The organism is Streptomyces sp. NPDC050704 (assembly GCF_040654355.1).
Taxonomy (GTDB): domain Bacteria; phylum Actinomycetota; class Actinomycetes; order Streptomycetales; family Streptomycetaceae; genus Streptomyces.
On the sequence record NZ_JBFAHW010000171.1, the window covers coordinates 1 to 16,310 of the forward strand.

Consider the following 16,310-nt stretch of genomic DNA (forward strand, 5'->3'; position numbering starts at 1 on the left):
CTCCGATCGGCCCGCGTTTGCACGTGGGGGGGGGGGCGGCGGGTAACCATTCGGCGACCGCGGGGGTGGCGCCCCCCCCGGGCGGGGGGCGCGTCGGCGACGGGCGGGGTCAGCTCGTGGCGGGGGCGCCGACCACGGCGAGGGTGCCGGCCAGGTACGCCTCCCGGGAGGCGCGGCGCTGGATCTTCCCGCTGGACGTCTTGGGGATGGTTCCGGGGTGGACCAGCACGACGTCGCGCACCGACAGGCCGTGGGCCTCGCCGATCGCGCTGCGGATCAGGTCGATGACCTTCTCGGCCTCGCCCGCCGCCTCCGGGGCCGACTCGGCGACGATCACGGGCTGCTCGCCCGCCACGTCGTCCTGCGGTCCGCCCGCCACACCGCCGCCGTCGACCGAGAACGCGGCGGTGCAGCCGGGCCGCAGCGACCAGTGGGACATCTCGGCGGACAGCTCCAGGTCCTGCGGGTAGTGGTTGCGTCCGTCGATGACGATCAGGTCCTTGAGGCGTCCGGTGACGAACAGTTCGCCGTCACGCAGGAATCCGAGGTCGCCGGTCCGCAGAAAACGGCCCGTACGGTCCTTGCGACCGGAGTCCTGCCCATTGGCCTCATTGACCCCATTGGCCCCGTTGGCATCCTTCAGCGTGGCCCGGAAGGTCTCGCGGGTGGCGAGGGCGTTGCGCCAGTAGCCCTTGGCGACGCTCGCGCCGCCCACCCAGATCTCGCCGACCTCGCCGTCGGGCAGTTCTTCCTGCCGCTCGGGGTCGGCGATCACCACGGTGGTGCCGGCGCCGGGCCGGCCGGAGCTGACGGCCGCCGCGTCCTCCGCACCGGCGTGCGGCCCGGTCTCGGTGGCCTCGATGAGAGTGGGCGGAACCCCCACCGTGGCGCCGGTGACCATCAGCGTGCCCTCGGCCAGGCCGTAGCACGGGTAAAGGGCCTCGCGGCGGAAGCCGACGGCGCCGAAGGTCTCGGTGAACCGCCGCAGCGTGGCCGCCCGCACCGGTTCGGCGCCGTTGAAGGCGACCTTCCACCGGCTCAGGTCGAGGCCGTCGAGCAGGTCGGGCGTGGCGTGCTTCAGGCACAGTTCGTACGCGAAGTTGGGGGCGCCGCTGGTGTGCGGGCGGAAGCGGCTGACGGCGTTCAACCAGCGCCCGGGCTGCTGCAGGAAGTGCAGCGGCGAGAGGAGCGTGGTGGTCGCGCCGAGGTAGACCGTGTTCAGGACCGGTCCGATGAGGCCCATGTCGTGGTAGACGGGTAACCAACTGACGAACAGTTCGTGGTCGTACTCCGCGATCATGTCCGGGGTGTGGCCCATCCGCTCCGTGATGACCCGCTCGTTGTCCAGCAGGTTGCCGTGGGTCACCATCACGCCGCGCGGGGCGGAGGTGGAGCCGGAGGTGTACTGGAGGAAGGCGACCGAGTCGGCGGTGAGATCGGGTTCGCGCCAGGAGCCGGCCGCCTCGTCGGGGATGTCCTCGGTGGCGACGCAGGTGATCTCGGCCAGTTCGGGCAGGTGTTCCGCCATGGTGCCCAGAGCGGCGATCACCTCGCGGCCGCCCAGGATCACCTGGGCGTCCGCGTCGGCCATCAGGCGCCTCATCCGGGTCAGGGCACGGTGATTCTGCGACCGCCCCCGCGGCGGAACACCCGGCACGGCGACGACCCCGGCCGAGAGACTGCCCAGGTAGGCGCAGATGAACTCGAGGCCGGGCGGATACAGCAGCATGGCGCGGGAACCGGCCAGGCCGCGCTCCTGCAGCCAGGCGGCGACGGCCCGGGACCGAGCGGCCAGACGCCCGTACGAGATGTCCTGGATCTCTCCGCCGCTGTCCCCCGTGACGAGGTAGCGGTAAGCGGTGCGGTCGGGCTGATTCGAGGCGTGCGAGGTCAGTATGTCGACCAGGGAACGAGCCATGTGACGAGTCTCCGCAAAAGTGGTCGAGGAAACTGGAGTTCGAGGGCTGCGTCGTACGTGCACGCAGAAGCCGTGGCCGCCCTGGCCCCCTTGCCAGACCGTCCGTCTCTCGACCACACGCCCGACGAGTCGCGGTCATGACTCCGCCGACTCCCCGTGCCCCCCGTTCAGCTTGCTACCAACGCGTAGCACCCTAACAAGTCCCATCGGTCCGGCGGGCCGAACCGATGTAAACCCTGGGTATCCAACCGGAGTTGGACATCTGACAACCTATAGCGGAAAGGTGCCGCTCGCCCAGGCCTCCCCGCCGTCGGCCGCGCGGCCGACGTCACGTCACGTCACGTCACAGAGTTGTCAGACGGCGACCAACTCCAGTCCGTAGTAACCGCCGCCCACCGGGTAGGTCTTGGCGAGGCGCCATCCCGAGTCCGTGAAGAGGGCGTCGTATTCGTACAGGTCGCGTTCCATGCCGTTCGTGATGGAGAGCATGGCCATGTCCGCCCGGGTGACGAAGTCGGGCTTGCCGATCTCGCCGATGACCATCTCCACGACCAGCGCACGCCCTCCCTCGTTCACCGCGGACCGGCAGTTGCTCAGGATGGCCGTGCATTGGGTGTCGTCCCAGTCGTGCAGGATCGTCTTCAGAAGGTAGAGGTCCGCAGCGGGGACCTCGGTGAAGAAGTCACCGCCCACCGCGGAGAAACGGTCGGACAGGCCGCGCTTCTCGGCCTCTTGGCGTGCGCCGTTGACGACGTGGGGCAAGTCGAGGACCTGCCCGAGCAGTTGGGGGTTCGCCTCCATCAACGCCAGGACGAAATCACCGTTCGCGCCACCGACGTCGACCACGGTGGACACCCCGGCGGTGTCGACCGCGGCGGCGGCGCCCTTCGTCACCAGACCGGACAGGTCTCCCATCGACTGGGCGAAGAGCGCTGCTTCTTCGGCGTTCTCGGGCAGCGCGAAATAGTCGAAGATGTCCGCTCCCAGCGCCTTCTTCGTCTGGGTGCCGCCCTGCCGCACCGCCTCGGGGAAGTGCGCCAGGGACTGCCAGTGCGCGTGTCCGGCCTGGACCAGTATGAAAGAGCGCAGGGAACCCGGCGCATCCGCGCGCAGCACCTGGCCGCGCCCGGTGAGACCGAATCGATGGTCCCCCTCGTGACTCAGCACGCCCAACGCGGCGGCCGCGCGCATCAGACGGTAGGTGGTCCGCGGATCACTGCCCTCGCGCTCGGCCACCTCCTCGGCCGTGACGGCACCGTCGGCGAGGTGATCGGCTATGTGCAGTGCGGCCACCGCATGCAGAGTCTGGACAACGACGCCGCCGCTGAGCATCTCGAAAACAGCGGCGGCGTCCGCTGCGGGGTCGCTCGGCGCGCTGTCGGTGCCACGCGTCATGTCGGTCATGAAAGTCGGAACCCTCTCGTTGTCCGGGCTGGGCCGGAGGCGGTGGAAACAGAAAAGAGCAGGGGAAAGCGCCCCAGAAGGGCGCGGGGCTGTGACGTTGTGCGACTCCGCCACACGGGCACGGCCCGCCACGACGGACCCGCGGACGAGGACGCCGCCGCGACGGCACTTCCCGCGGAGCGCTCACCGTGGAGCACTCAACGCGGAGCACTCAACGCGGCTTGCGGACCCAGGCTCCGACCATCGTGGGAGCCACCTGGTACAGCAGTTCGTCACTCCGCATGCGCTCTTCCATGGTCGCGAAGAACCGTTGCGCCCGCTCCTGGGTGACGACGCCGAGCCGCAAGGCGGCCGGCAGCGTACTGCGCAGCACTCCCAGTCCGATCTCCATGCCGCCGTCCTTCCGGAAGGACATGCCACCCGACTGCCGGCACTCGGCAGGTTCCGGTACCCCGGCCGCCCGGAAGATCTCCGGAAGCTTCGGGCCGATGAGCGGCTCCTTGCCACCGGCCCGCAGGGTGGCCATCAGGACGTCCCGAGGGAGGTCGCCGTCCTCGAACGACGGAAGCGTCTCCCAGGTCCGCAGGTCGTAGTCCTGCACGACCAGCAGGCCACCGGGTGCCACGGCCTCGTACATCTTGCGGACCGCCGCGACCGGGTCCCGCAGGTGCAGCAGGACCAGCCGGGTGAACACAACGCCATAAGGGCCGCCCGGTATCCGGTCGGCCGCCTCGATGTCGAGTTCGCGGAACTCGAAACTTCCGCCCTCCTCGTCCCGCAGCCGTCGCAGCGACTCGCGGCCGAGTACGCCGTCGATGTCCATCCCGGTCACCGTCGCGGAGGGGCCCGCGAGCCGCCGGAACTGACGCATCACCTCACCGGGGCCCGATCCGATGTCGAGACAGCGCGCACCCTTGGGGACGCCCGCCCGGCGCAGGATCATTTCCGTCGCTTCGGCCCACACCTGGGCCTGCCGACGAAGACGCTCGTACTCCTGCTCGGTGGCACCCAGAGCGTAGCCATCGTCAGGACCGGGTATCGCACATCCGCTGCCGTGGCTCACGTGCCGAACCTCCGGACGGCCGGGTGAAAGCCGCAGGAGCCGCAGGAGCCGCAGGAGCCGCAGGAGCCGCAGGTCAAGATGACGCAGTCGTTCTGAACTGTCACAGCACTTCCGTAAAAAAGCGTGGCGGAACACATGCCGAGCCGCGTACAGCGAGCGGGTCGGCCTCTTCGTCTCCCATGCTGCGTCCGGGTTCTGATCAATGACAGACCAGACAGTGCTCAACCAGTACCCAAGAGTCGCCGGCCTCACCCCGTGGGCGCCGGGCCCGTGGAGTCGCGTACCACCAACGCATGGCCCGTGGGCTTCCGGCGGGGCCGGGAGGCAGGTGGCCTGAGTGCCAGCGCGAGAGCCTGCCGTCCCATCTCGGCGAGTGGCAGCCGGACGGTGGTGAGGCCCGGGGCGAGGTCCGCCGCGAACGACACGTCGTCGAACCCGGCGACCGACATCCGGTGCGGGACCGGTACGCCGTGGGCGCGGAGAGCGGACAGGACGCCGATGGCCATGGCGTCGTTGAGGGCGACGATCGCGGTGGTGTCCGGGTGCTCGCGCAGGATCCGCTCGGCGGCTTCACGGCCGCCGTCGCGGGTGAACTCGGCGTGTACTACCGGAAGTTCACAGGAGGATGAGGCAGAGAGCGAGGCCGATGCCGATGCCGATGCCGAGAGCGAAGGCACGACCGGGTCCGAGGGCGGACCCGCCCGGTCCACCGCGGCCGCCACGCCCGCCAGCCGGTCGGCGACGGTCGACAGCCGCACGTCCCCGGCCGCCACCGCGATGCGGCGGTGCCCGAGCGACAGCAGATGCCCAGTGACGGTCTCGGCGCCCTCCTTGTTGTCGGGGCGTACCGCGTCGGCGCCGAGGAAGTGCCGGCCGATCACGGTGAGCCGGCCGCCGGTGTCCTGGAAGGCGGACAGTTCGGCCTTGGACTCGGCCTCCATACGCGGGTCGACATATCCGGAGCCCGCGATGATGATGACGCCCACGCGCTGGGCGATCAGATGACGGATCTGCCGCGCCTCGTTCTGCGGATTCCGGCCGGACTGACAGATCTGGACGATCAGATTCCGTTCGTCCGCCGCCTGTACGACACCGCCCGCGATCTCCGAGAAGTACGGGTCGTCGATCTGATGGACGACCAGCCCCACCGTGGACGCGGTCCCGCCCGCCAGGGTGCGCGCATGCGGATTGGCGACATAGCCGAGCTCCTGCGAGATGCGGCGCACCCGCGCGGCGACCTCCTCGCGCACCCCGTCCCGTCCCGCGAGCGCCCGGGAGGCGGTGGTCAGTGATACGCCCGCACGCTCGGCCACATCGGCGAGCCGCAGTCGCGATCGGGGTCTCGGCATCCGTCACCGCCTCTGAACAGGGCCTTCCGAACTGGTCCTTGCACGACGGTTGTCCAACTGATGTGACGTGGATTACATGGTACGCAAGCGCTCGCGAAAGCGCTTTCGAACGGCGGACAGTGCCTGCGGACAAGGGGAGTCCAGCGATGAGCACAACCAAGCGCCTGTCATGGAGAGTTGCCGCCCTCGCGTCCGCCACGGCACTCGCGGCCAGTGGCTGCGGATCGGGCGGCGGCTCGGAGGACTCACCCGACGATCCCATCACCATCGGCGTCTCGCTCCCGCTCACCGGGGACTTCTCGGAGCCCGGCAAGGGCGTGGAGCGCGGTTACAAGGCATGGGCGAAGATCGTCAACGACAAGGGCGGACTGCTCGGCCGCAAGGTGGAGTTGAAGATCCTCGACGACCAGTCCAGCGCCGACCGGGTGGTCTCCGACTACGAGCAGCTGATCGGCAGGGACCAGGTCGACCTGGTCTTCGGCCCGTTCTCCACCCGGCTCGTGGTGCCCGCGGCCCGGGTGGCGGAGGAGTACGGCCTGCTCTTCGTCGAGCCGGCCGGCGCCGCCCCGGAAGTCTTCAAGCAGGGCTTCAAGAACCTCTTCTACGCGGCCCCGGCCGTCGCAAACGACCACTACAACCACCTCGCCGACCACATCCTGGCCCTGCCGGCGGCCGAGCGTCCCAAGACCGTGGCGTACGCAGCGATGGACGACCCCTTCGCCCAGGGAACGGCGTACGGACTCAAGGAGAAGCTGGAGAAGGCCGGCATCAGGACCGTCGTCGACGAGGTCTACCCGCCCAACACCACCGACTTCGGCTCCATCGCCGCGAAGATCGCCTCCTCCAAGGCCGACATGGTGGTCGGCGGCTCGCAGTACCAGGACGGCGTGAACCTGATCGTCGCCCTCCAGCAGCTCAACTACCAGCCGAAGATGGCCGCCTTCTCCACCGCTCCCACGGAACCGGAGTTCGCCAAGGCCATCGGCAACAAGACGGAGGGCATCCTCGCGCCCACCGGATACACCCAGCAGGCGGACTACCCGAGCAACAAGGAGTTCGTGAAGGAGTACACCGAGCAGTTCGGCAACGCCCCGGAGGAGGACCAGGCGAACGCCTACACCACCGGACAGGTCGTCGCCGCGGCCGTCGAGGCCGCCGAGTGCGCCTCCCAGGACGAGGAGTGCCAGCAAAAACTCGTCGACTGGCTGCGTGAGAACGAGGTGGACACCGTCGTCGGTCCGCTGAAGTGGGACGACAAGGGCCGTCCGCAGAGCGCCCACATGATCCAGCAGTGGATCGACGGCGAGATCCAGATCGTGCTGCCGGCGGAACAGAAGGAAGCAGACCTGGTCCACCCCAAGCCGAAGTGGTGATGCCCGCATGCTGCTGGCCCTGCCGTCCGCGAGCCTCGTCTTCCAGAGCATCGTCCTCGGCGTGCTGCTGGGAGGGCTCTACGCCCTCCTGGCGGCCGGCCTGACCCTCTACTTCGGCGTCATGCGCGTGGTGATGATCGCCCACTCCGCATTCCTGATCCTCGCCGCGTATCTCGCCTGGTACGCCCACCGGGAGACCGGCGTCGACCCGCTCCTCACCCTCCTCGTCACCGTCCCGCTGTTCTTCGTCGCGGGTGTGGCCATGCAGCGGCTGCTCCTCACCCGGCTGCGCCCGGCGACGCTCACCATGATGTCGGTACTGCTGACCTTCTCCGTCGCCCTCGTCATCGAGGGACTCCTCGGGTACGCCTTCTCCGGCACCCAGCGCCGTATCCGGCTCGGCTACAGCTCCGCGAGCCTGGAGTTCTTCGGCGCCCGGATCGCGGTGGTCAAGTTCATCGCGTTCGGTCTGGCGGCGGCCGCGCTGCTCGGCCTGTATCTGCTGATGAAGCACAGCCGGTTCGGGCAGGGGCTGCGGGCCACGATCCAGCACCGGGACGCCGCCCGGCTCCTGGGGATCGACACCGACCGGATCGCCGGGTACGGCTTCGGACTCGGCCTCGCCACCGCGGCCGTCGGCGGCACGGCACTCTCGCTCGACACGACCATCTACCCGTCGCTGCACTGGCACTGGATCGGCCCGCTGATGGCGATCATCGTCGTCGGCGGCCTCGGCAGCGTGCCCGGCGCGGCGATCGCCGCCATGACCCTCGGCCTGATGCAGAGCCTGCTGCAGCTGGAACTCAGCACGACCTGGGCGCAGACGGTGTTCTACGTAGCGCTCTTCGCCACCTTGGCCGTCCGGCCGCAGGGATTCTTCGGGGGTCGGCTTGCCCAGAGATTCTGACCGCCGAAGCCCGTGGCGCCCGGCCCTTCAGCTCGGGGCCATGGCGGCCGCGGTCGCCGTCGCGCTGTCCTTCCCGTCCATGGCCCCGAGCCCGTACGAGCTGACCGTGGGCATCGCCATCCTCAACTACGCGGTGCTGTCCACCTCGTGGAACTTCGTCGGCGGCTTCACCGGCTACATCTCCCTCGGCCACGGCGCCTTCGCCGGACTCGGCGCCTACGGAACCGGACTGCTCGTCACCAAGGCCGAACTGCCCTCCTTCCTCGCGCTGTTCACCGCCGCGGCCCTGGTGGCGGTGCTCGCCGTGCCGGTCGGATACGCCGCTCTGCGGGTGCGCGGCGCGTCCTTCGTCATCGTCTCGATCGCCCTCGTACTGATCCTGCTGCTGGTCTTCCAGAGCTGGTCCTCGTTCACCGGCGGCTCCCGCGGCCTGGTCGTACCACGGCCGTTCCCGGGCATGCTCCGCTCCGAGCACCACGAGGTCTTCTACTTCCTGTTCCTCGGGCTGCTCGCGCTCGCGCTGGGGACCTGGTGGATCATCGACCGGTCCCGGTTCGGCATGGGGCTGAAGGCGATCCGCGAGGACGAGGACAAGGCCCAGTCCCTCGGCACCCCCACCTACACGTACAAGCTCGTCGTCTTCGTGGTCTCCGCGACCTTCACCGCGCTGGCCGGCGGGCTCTACGGGCTGTGGTTCGGCGACCTCGACCCGGTGTTCCAGTTCTCGATCCTGAGCGGGGCGTACATGGTCCTGATGGCGCTCCTCGGTGGCGTACGCCATCTGTACGGGCCACTGCTCGGCGCCCTGATCGTCGGGTACGGCCTCGAGTACTCCAAGCTGGAGTACGGGGACACCCCGCTGCACCTGGTCTTCGCCGGACTCCTGCTCGGCGTCGTCGTGATGTTCATGCCGGACGGCGTCATCCCGGCCGCCACCGGCCTTCTCGCCCGCGTCTTCAAGACCGGCGAGACCTCCATTCGCGAGGTCACCGCCGCCGAACTGCGCGAGGAGCGCGAGGCGGATCCCACGCCGGACTCGCGGGACCCGAAAAGGGAGGTCAGACAGTGAGCTCGGAAGAGGCAGTGGGCGCGGAGGAGAGTGAGCCGGGGCTCGCGACCGTCGGGCTCACCAAGGCCTTCGGCGGAGTCACCGCCCTGGACGCCGCCACCGTGTCGTTCCGGCACGGCAAGGTCAACGCCCTGATCGGACCGAACGGCTCCGGCAAGACCACGTTCTTCAACTGCGTCACCGGCATGATCCGCCCTGACGCGGGCCGCACGACGTACCGCGGCCGGGACATCACGGCCAAGCCGTCGCACCGGATCGCCCGGGCCGGCATCGGGCGCTCCTTCCAGCTCTGCCGGGTCTTCCCGCGGATGACGGTGCTGGACAACCTGCTCGTCGCCGTACGCCCCGCGAACCTCGCCGCCCAGCTCGCGCGCGCCCGCCGCCGCGAGGAGACGGAGCGCGCCCGGGGCTGGCTGGCCCGTATGGGCATCGAGCATCTGGAGAACGCGGAGGCACGCAACCTCTCCTGGGGGCAGCAGAAGCTCCTCGAACTGGCCGGGGTGCTGATGAGCGACCCCGAGCTGATCCTGCTGGACGAACCGGCCGGCGGGGTGAACCCCGCACTGATCGACCGCATCTGTGATCTGGTGCGCGAACTCAACGCCGAGGGGAGGACCTTCCTGATCGTCGAGCACAACATGGACCTGGTGATGAGCCTCAGCGACCACATCGTCGTGTTCGACCGCGGCCGGCCGATCGCCGAAGGCCCGCCCTCGGTGATCCAGTCCGACGAACGAGTCCTCGGGGCATACCTTGGCGTCTGACTCTGTCTCCTCTGCCTTCTCCGCCGGTTCCGACTCCTCGTCCGATTCCGGCTTCCTTCTCGAACTCGACGACATCCGCGCCGGGTACGGACGGGCGGCCCTGGTGCTGCGCGGCCTGACGGTCCGGGTCCCGCCCGGTTCCGTGGTCTGCCTGGTCGGCCCGAACGGCGCGGGCAAGTCCACCGTGCTGAAGGTCGCCAGCGGGCTGCTCGCGCCGCGCTCCGGCCGGGTCCTGGTCGACGGCGAGGACGTCACCGGCCGCGGACCGCAGCAGCTGCTCGCCGCCGGAGTCGCCCATGTCCTCCAGGGACACAGTGTCTTCCGGGAGATGACGGTCGCCGAGAACGTGCTGCTCGGCGGCTACACGATCAAGGACAAGGCGGTCGTCGCCGAGCGGGTCGACTTCGTACGCGATCTCTTCCCGCTCGTCGCCGAGCGCTGGACAAGCCTGGCCGGACTGCTCTCCGGCGGCCAGCAGAAGCAGGTGGAGTTCGCCCGCTCGCTGATGGTCAGGCCCAGGGTGGTGCTGCTCGACGAGCCGTCCATGGGGCTCGACCCGAAGACGACGGGCATCGTCTTCGAGCAGATCGTCCGGATGCGGGAGGCGGGCACGGCCGTACTGCTCGTCGAGCAGAACGCCCGCCGCGCCCTGGAGACCGCCGACATCGGCTGCGTACTCGACCTCGGACGGGTCCATATGTCCGGCCCCGCACGGGAGTTGCTGGCCGACCCGCAACTCGGCGAGCTCTACCTGGGAGGCCGGCCCGCGCAGCCGCCGGCCGCACCCAAGCGGTGACGCGGGCAGGACACGCGGACAAGCAAGGTGCTGAGCGCTCTCGCAACTGCCTCGCAAAGGAGCGAGCGACATGGCCAAGCGCAGACGACGACGGTATGCGGGAGCGGCCCTTGCCGCTCTCCTGACAGCCCTCACGGCTCTGGCGGCGGCACCGGCCGGGGCACATGACGACGGCCGGCCTCCGCCACCCGCCGTGCACCCCGGACTCAGACCCCACCTCGCCGCCCACTACGACTTCGAGCATCCCGTCCCCGGCAACCGCACGCGGGAACGCGACCTGGGCTTCTCCGGCACCGACATCGACCTCGTCAACGGCGGCGCACGGATGCGCACGGCGGACGGCGCACACCACGGCAGCCGGGCCTCGCTCCAGGTACGGCAGATCACCCCGGACGCGGCGGGCGACGACGACTGGAAGGCGGGCGTGTACGCCGCCTCCGGCGTCCCGACCCTCAACGCCTTCAACGCGGTCAAGGGGACCACCGTCATGGGGTGGTTCAAGATGACCGGCCAGAACCCGAGCCCCAACAGCAACACGGCGAACCCGGACGACCTGTACAACGCCATCGGTCTGGCCGGGGTCCTCTCCGGCGACTCCGACGGGCACGCGGTCCGCGCCCTGCTGGAGCTGATCCAGGTCAACGGCGAACTGCGTCTTGTCGCCCTCGGACGGCGCGTCGACGGTGCGAGTTCGCAGACCTTCGCCGCCGCCGCGGACTGGCGGACCCTGCTGCCGCCCGGCGAGTGGGTCTTCCTCGCCGCGACCTTCGACTTCACCACCGGAACCATGGCGCTGTACCGCAACGGCGAGCGCCTGGACGGCTTCTACGCACTGCCCGGCGACCCCTGGGACCTCTCGGGCCCCGGCCCGCACCGCACCTCCCCCACCGACCCCCGAGGCATCAAGATCGGCGGCAGCTTCCCGCAGAACACCAGGGAGGCGAACCCCTGCGACTGCCGCATGGACAGCCTGATGTTCCTGAACCGCGCCGTGGACGGCGACCTGATACGTGCGCAGTACCGACTGACCGACCGGTGACCACAAAGGAGTGACACCACAATGCCGAGACCCGCCGACCGCCGACACAGACCGCTCCTGCTGCTCACCCTGCTCGCCCTGGTGCTGTCCACCCTGGTCGCGTTACCCGCCGCCACCGCGCGGGCGGCGGAGCCCATCACCGACCCCATCCCCGAGCGGCCCGCGGCCTCCGGCATCGGGCTGACCGTCGAGGAGTACGCCGCCTTCCCGAAGACCGAGCCGACGCCCGGACCGGTCACGGATCCTCGTCTGGTCCGCCACGCCCGCATCAACTACCTGAGCGAACTCCCGGACGGGTCGGGCCGGATGGCGGTCCCCGACCTCAACGGCAAGCTCTACCTGGTCGAGGACGGCGGCACACCGCAGGTCTATCTCGACATCTCCGCCACCTTCGCCCCCGCGTTCTTCGCCAGCAGCGGCCTCGGCCAGGGCTTCGGTTTCGTCACCTTCGACCCCGCCTTCAAGCGGAACGGCCGGTTCTACACCGTCCACACCGAGCGCGCCTCCGACACCACCGCCCAGCCCGACATGCGGCAGGCGGCGACCACCGCCTACCACGGCGTCGTTACCGAGTGGACCGCCGACGACCCCGCGGCCGGCACCTTCGGCGGCAGCCGCCGCGAGATCCTCCGCATCGGATTCGCGGGCACGATCCACGGCATCCAGCAGATCGACTTCAACCCGACCGCCCGCCCGCACGACAAGGACCACGGCCTGCTCTACCTCGCCGTCGGCGACGGCGGCCGGGGCGCCAGGAACACCGAGCCGCAGAGCCTGTCCCTGCCGCACGGCAAGATCCTGCGCATCGACCCGCGCGGCACCGACAGCGCCAACGGCAAGTACGGGATCCCGGCGGCCAACCCCTTCACCGGCACACCCGGAGCGCTGGGCGAGATCTACGCGTACGGCATGCGCGACCCGCACCGCTTCAGCTGGGACCCGGGCGGGCGCCACCGGATGTACCTCGGTCACATCGGCGAGCACGCCATCGAGTCGGTCTACGAGGTGCGCGCGGGCGACAACCTCGGCTGGAGCGAACGCGAGGGCCCCTTCGTCTTCGACCGGGCGGCCACCGACCCCTGCGCCCGCATCCTCCCGCTCCCCGAGGACGACGAACAGTACGGCTACACCTACCCCCTGGCCGCCTACGACCACGACCCGCCCGCCGGCTGGAACTGCACCTCGGACGTCGGACGCGCCATCGTCGGCGGCTTCGTCTACCGCGGCCATGACGTGCCCGAGCTGCGCGGCAAGTACGTCTTCGGCGACCTCGTCGACGGCCGCCTCCTCTTCGCCGACGCGTCGGACCTGCGCCGGGGCAGCGCGGAACTGGCCCGGCTGTACGAGCTCATGCTGTACGACGAGAGCGGCGAGCGCGTGACGATGCGGGACCTGGCCGGTGACGCCCGGGTCGACCTCCGGTTCGGCCGCGACGGCGACGGCGAGCTCTATCTCCTCTCCAAGGCGAACGGCAGGATCTGGAAGGTCACCGGGGCGCGGAAGTTCGCCTCCTGCGACACGAACGGTGCCAGGGTCGGCGATGTCATGGGCGCGCGGAACTGGGCCCCGGTCACCCCCGCCAAGTGGCGGTTCTCAGGCAGTGAGGTGATCCTCTCCGAGGCCGGGGTCCAACGTCCCGGTCCCCGGCGGCCGTTCGAGTACGCGGTGCTCACGGCGGGCCCGTCCTTCGGTTCCGTACGGATCGACGCCCAGGTGCGCATCGACACCCCGGTCGAGATCACCAACCGGGACGTGATCATCGTGTTCGGGTACCAGTCCGACACGAAGTTCCTCTACGCCCACCTCTCGACGGACAACACGATCTACCCGCACAACGGGATCTTCGTCGTGAACGACGCCGACCGCGTCCGCGTCGAGGACCAGTGGAACGGCACCACCGGCGCCCCACCGGCCATCACGGACACGGCCTGGCACAGCGTGCGCGTGGTGCACTGCCCCGGCACCGGGGAGATCGCGGTCTACGTCGACGGCTCGAAGCGTCCTTTGATGACCGCCGTCGACACGACACTGGCCGCCGGCCGGGTCGGCTTCGGTTCGTTCGACAACACCGGGCGGCTGCGCGGCCTGAAGGTGACGGGGGCGCCGGTGGGCGAATGACCCGAGCACCGCGGTCCGCACACTTCGGCTCGCGCGCCGCGGTTCGCTCTTCGTCGATTCAGGTGCGGTGGTCGGGCTGGGGCGCGGGCGACCTGGCTTGGTGGGCGGCGACGGCCATCACGACGACGGAGATCAGTACGAGCCCGGCGCCGACGTATAGCGGCGCCGTGTAGCCGAGACCCGCGGTGATGGCCAGGCCTCCGAGCCAGGCGCCAAGAGCGTTGCCGATGTTGGACGCGGACACGTTGGCACTTGCGGCCAGTGCCGCCCCGTGGGCGAAGTCGGTGACGCGAGTGATCATGCCGGGCACACTGGCGAACCCGGTCACCCCCATCAGAAACACCAGTATCACCGACGCGGTGGCGCTGCCGGCCAGCAGACCGAACACGGTCAGGGTGACGGTGAGTCCGAGCAGGGCGAGGAGCAGGGCACGGTCACGGTCGTGATCGGCCGCCCGCCCGCCGATCACGTTCCCGACGACCAGGCCGACGCCGTACACCATCAGCAGCCAGGCGACATCCGCCGAGGAGAAGCCGCCGACCTCGGTGAACGTGTAGGCGATATAGCTGAACGCACCGAACATCCCGCCGTAACCGAGCGCGGTGGCCGTCAGCGTCAGCCAGACCTGACGGGACCGGAACGCACGGAACTGGTCTCGCAGGCCGCCGGGCGGTATCGGGTCCGCGCGGCCCGTCACCGTCGGCGGCCGCACCTCTCCCGCGCCGCCGGGGACCAGGGCGGCGATTCCCGCCAGCGCGAGCACGCCGATCGCGGTGACCGCCCAGAAGGCCGCCCGCCAGCCCCAGCGCTCACCGACCAGCGCACCGAACGGCACACCCAGCACGTTGGCGACGGTCAGCCCGGCGAACATGACCGCCACCGCACGGGACTTCCTCTCCGGGGCGACCAGACTGCGCGCGACCAGCGAGCCGATACCGAAGAACGAGCCGTGGCACAACGCCGCGACGATCCGGCCGAGCAGCATCACCGGATAGCTCGGCGCGACGGCGGACAACAGGTTGCCGATGACGAACAACGCCACCAGGCCGACCAGAACCCCCTTACGGGGCAGCCGCGCCGTCGCCGCGGTCAGCACGATCGCGCCGACGGCGACACTCAGCGCGTACCCGGAGATCAGCCGGCCGGCGGCCGCCTCGGACACCGCGAAACTCGACGCCACCTGCGGCAGCAGCCCGGCGATCAGGAACTCGGTCAGCCCGATGCCGAACCCGCCGAGTGCCAGCGCGACAAGTCCACTCGGCATCCGCCGTCGTTCGCCCATGACCCCACCGTCACCCGTGGCGACGGACCTGGCCATGGACAAAGATCAAGGACGCTTGGACGAAAGTGAGGGCTCCGGGCAAGTGCTCGCCATGCCGGGAATGGGCCCCGTCAGCATCGGGTACCCGGTGCGGCGCAACGAGATCCGCACGGCAGGACCTCTGCCCCGCGGCACTCAGCAGAGAGGAAGGAGGCGCGCTGATGAGCACGGTGAAGGAATCGGTGGACGTCGAGGTCCCCGTCAGCACCGCCTACAACCAGTGGACGCAGTTCGAGGAGTTCCCGCACTTCATGGAGGGGGTTGAGGAGGTCAGGCAGCTCGATGACCGTCACAACCACTGGACCACGAAGATCGGTGGGATCCAGCGAGAGTTCGACACCGAGATCATCGATCAGTTTCCCGACGAGCGGATCGCCTGGCGTACGACCAGCGGCGACACCCGGCAGAAGGGGATGGTCCGCTTCCAGCGCCTGGACGACACGCACACACGGGTGGAACTCGTGATGGATGTCGAACCCACCGGGGTCGCGGAGAAGACCGCCGACGTCACGGGCACGATCGACCGGCGGGTCAAGGGTGACATGCGGCGCTTCAAGGAGTACATCGAGACCCGCGGCGGCGAATCCGGTGCCTGGCGCGGTCGCATCGAGCCCAGCTGACCGCTCTTCCCTCCATCGCCATCCACTTCCCTCCACACATGGCGCGTCGCGTCCTCCGCAGTCCGAGCCGAGGGGACGGAGGACGCGACGCGTGCGTCCGGCCGATGTCTCAGGAGCCGGCCTTGCCCTGGGAGTCCACGGCGGCACGGCGGTACTGGTCGTTGATGCGCCGGGCTTCCTCAAGTTGGTCTTCGAGGATCACGATGCGGCAGGCGGCCTCGATCGGAGTGCCCTCGTCGACGAGCTGGCGGGCGCGAGTGGCGATGCGCAGCTGGTAGCGGGAGTAGCGGCGGTGTCCGCCTTCGGAGCGCAGCGGGGTGATCAGGCGTGCTTCGCCGAGCGCGCGCAGGAAGGCAGGTGTGGTGCCGAGCATCTCGGCGGCCCGCCCCATGGTGTAGGCGGGGTAGTCGTCGTCATCCAGGCGGTCGAGCGGGGTATCTGCAGTCACTTACACCTCTTGGGGAAACACGTCGGGGGTGAACACGCGGGAGTGAACACGTCGGGGGGCCCTGGTGCCCGCGTGTACTGGCCGGTCAGTGTCCTGGTGACCCTTGTGCCGTCGTTCGCGC

General features: G+C 69.7%; 14 protein-coding genes. 8 read left to right on the forward strand and 6 right to left on the reverse strand.

The window, feature by feature from the left end; all coding sequences use genetic code 11:
* Positions 1-109: 109 nt before the first annotated feature.
* The 4 genes from AB0I18_RS48050 to AB0I18_RS48065 all read right to left on the reverse strand — a co-directional run bounded on the left by AB0I18_RS48050 (position 110) and on the right by AB0I18_RS48065 (position 5,734).
* Positions 110-1,918, reverse strand: coding sequence for a fatty acyl-AMP ligase (locus AB0I18_RS48050; protein ID WP_363112178.1), 1,809 nt, complete (start codon positions 1,916-1,918; stop codon positions 110-112).
* Positions 1,919-2,272: 354 nt separating this feature from the next.
* The gene (locus AB0I18_RS48055; protein WP_363112179.1) at positions 2,273-3,313 is read right to left on the reverse strand and encodes a methyltransferase; all 1,041 of its coding nucleotides are present in this window, start codon (positions 3,311-3,313) and stop codon (positions 2,273-2,275) included.
* 220 nt (positions 3,314-3,533) lie between these two features.
* Positions 3,534-4,385: a methyltransferase domain-containing protein gene (locus AB0I18_RS48060; RefSeq protein WP_363112180.1), complete on the reverse strand. Its 852-nt coding sequence runs from the start codon at positions 4,383-4,385 to the stop codon at positions 3,534-3,536.
* Between the two features lie 248 nt (positions 4,386-4,633).
* Positions 4,634-5,734, reverse strand: coding sequence for a LacI family DNA-binding transcriptional regulator (locus AB0I18_RS48065; protein WP_363112181.1), 1,101 nt, complete (start codon positions 5,732-5,734; stop codon positions 4,634-4,636).
* Positions 5,735-5,880: 146 nt separating this feature from the next.
* On the opposite strand from AB0I18_RS48065, the gene AB0I18_RS48070 reads away from it, so the two are divergent.
* The 7 genes from AB0I18_RS48070 to AB0I18_RS48100 all read left to right on the forward strand — a co-directional run bounded on the left by AB0I18_RS48070 (position 5,881) and on the right by AB0I18_RS48100 (position 13,800).
* Complete coding sequence (locus tag AB0I18_RS48070; RefSeq protein ID WP_363112182.1) at positions 5,881-7,107, forward strand: amino acid ABC transporter substrate-binding protein; 1,227 nt, start codon at positions 5,881-5,883, stop codon at positions 7,105-7,107.
* A gap of 7 nt (positions 7,108-7,114) precedes the next feature.
* Entirely contained in the window at positions 7,115-8,014 is a 900-nt protein-coding gene (locus AB0I18_RS48075; protein WP_363112183.1) for a branched-chain amino acid ABC transporter permease, read from the forward strand.
* A gap of 40 nt (positions 8,015-8,054) precedes the next feature.
* Positions 8,055-9,083, forward strand: a complete 1,029-nt coding sequence (locus AB0I18_RS48080; RefSeq protein WP_363112184.1) for a branched-chain amino acid ABC transporter permease — start codon at positions 8,055-8,057, stop codon at positions 9,081-9,083.
* Positions 9,080-9,847: an ABC transporter ATP-binding protein gene (locus AB0I18_RS48085; protein ID WP_363112185.1), complete on the forward strand. Its 768-nt coding sequence runs from the start codon at positions 9,080-9,082 to the stop codon at positions 9,845-9,847. The genes AB0I18_RS48080 and AB0I18_RS48085 overlap by 4 nt, the downstream gene beginning before the upstream one ends.
* Positions 9,837-10,643 carry an ABC transporter ATP-binding protein gene (locus tag AB0I18_RS48090; protein WP_363112186.1) on the forward strand — a complete coding sequence of 269 codons (807 nt, stop codon included), beginning with the start codon at positions 9,837-9,839 and terminating at the stop codon, positions 10,641-10,643. The genes AB0I18_RS48085 and AB0I18_RS48090 overlap by 11 nt, the downstream gene beginning before the upstream one ends.
* A 70-nt stretch (positions 10,644-10,713) precedes the next feature.
* A complete protein-coding gene (locus AB0I18_RS48095) occupies positions 10,714-11,682 on the forward strand; it encodes a hypothetical protein (protein ID WP_363112187.1) in 969 nt (322 codons plus the stop codon).
* 21 nt (positions 11,683-11,703) lie between these two features.
* Positions 11,704-13,800 (forward strand): PQQ-dependent sugar dehydrogenase, encoded by a 2,097-nt coding sequence (locus AB0I18_RS48100; protein ID WP_363112188.1) that lies wholly within the window; start codon positions 11,704-11,706, stop codon positions 13,798-13,800.
* 58 nt (positions 13,801-13,858) lie between these two features.
* Here AB0I18_RS48100 and AB0I18_RS48105 read toward each other — a convergent pair whose 3' ends face one another.
* A complete protein-coding gene (locus AB0I18_RS48105) occupies positions 13,859-15,064 on the reverse strand; it encodes an MFS transporter (RefSeq protein ID WP_363112191.1) in 1,206 nt (401 codons plus the stop codon).
* Positions 15,065-15,282: 218 nt separating this feature from the next.
* Here AB0I18_RS48105 and AB0I18_RS48110 point away from each other — a divergent pair, with 218 nt between their 5' ends.
* Complete coding sequence (locus tag AB0I18_RS48110) at positions 15,283-15,741, forward strand: SRPBCC family protein (protein WP_363112189.1); 459 nt, start codon at positions 15,283-15,285, stop codon at positions 15,739-15,741.
* A gap of 109 nt (positions 15,742-15,850) precedes the next feature.
* On the opposite strand, the gene AB0I18_RS48115 is transcribed toward AB0I18_RS48110, so the two are convergent.
* Positions 15,851-16,189: a MerR family transcriptional regulator gene (locus AB0I18_RS48115; RefSeq protein ID WP_363112190.1), complete on the reverse strand. Its 339-nt coding sequence runs from the start codon at positions 16,187-16,189 to the stop codon at positions 15,851-15,853.
* Positions 16,190-16,310: the final 121 nt, after the last annotated feature.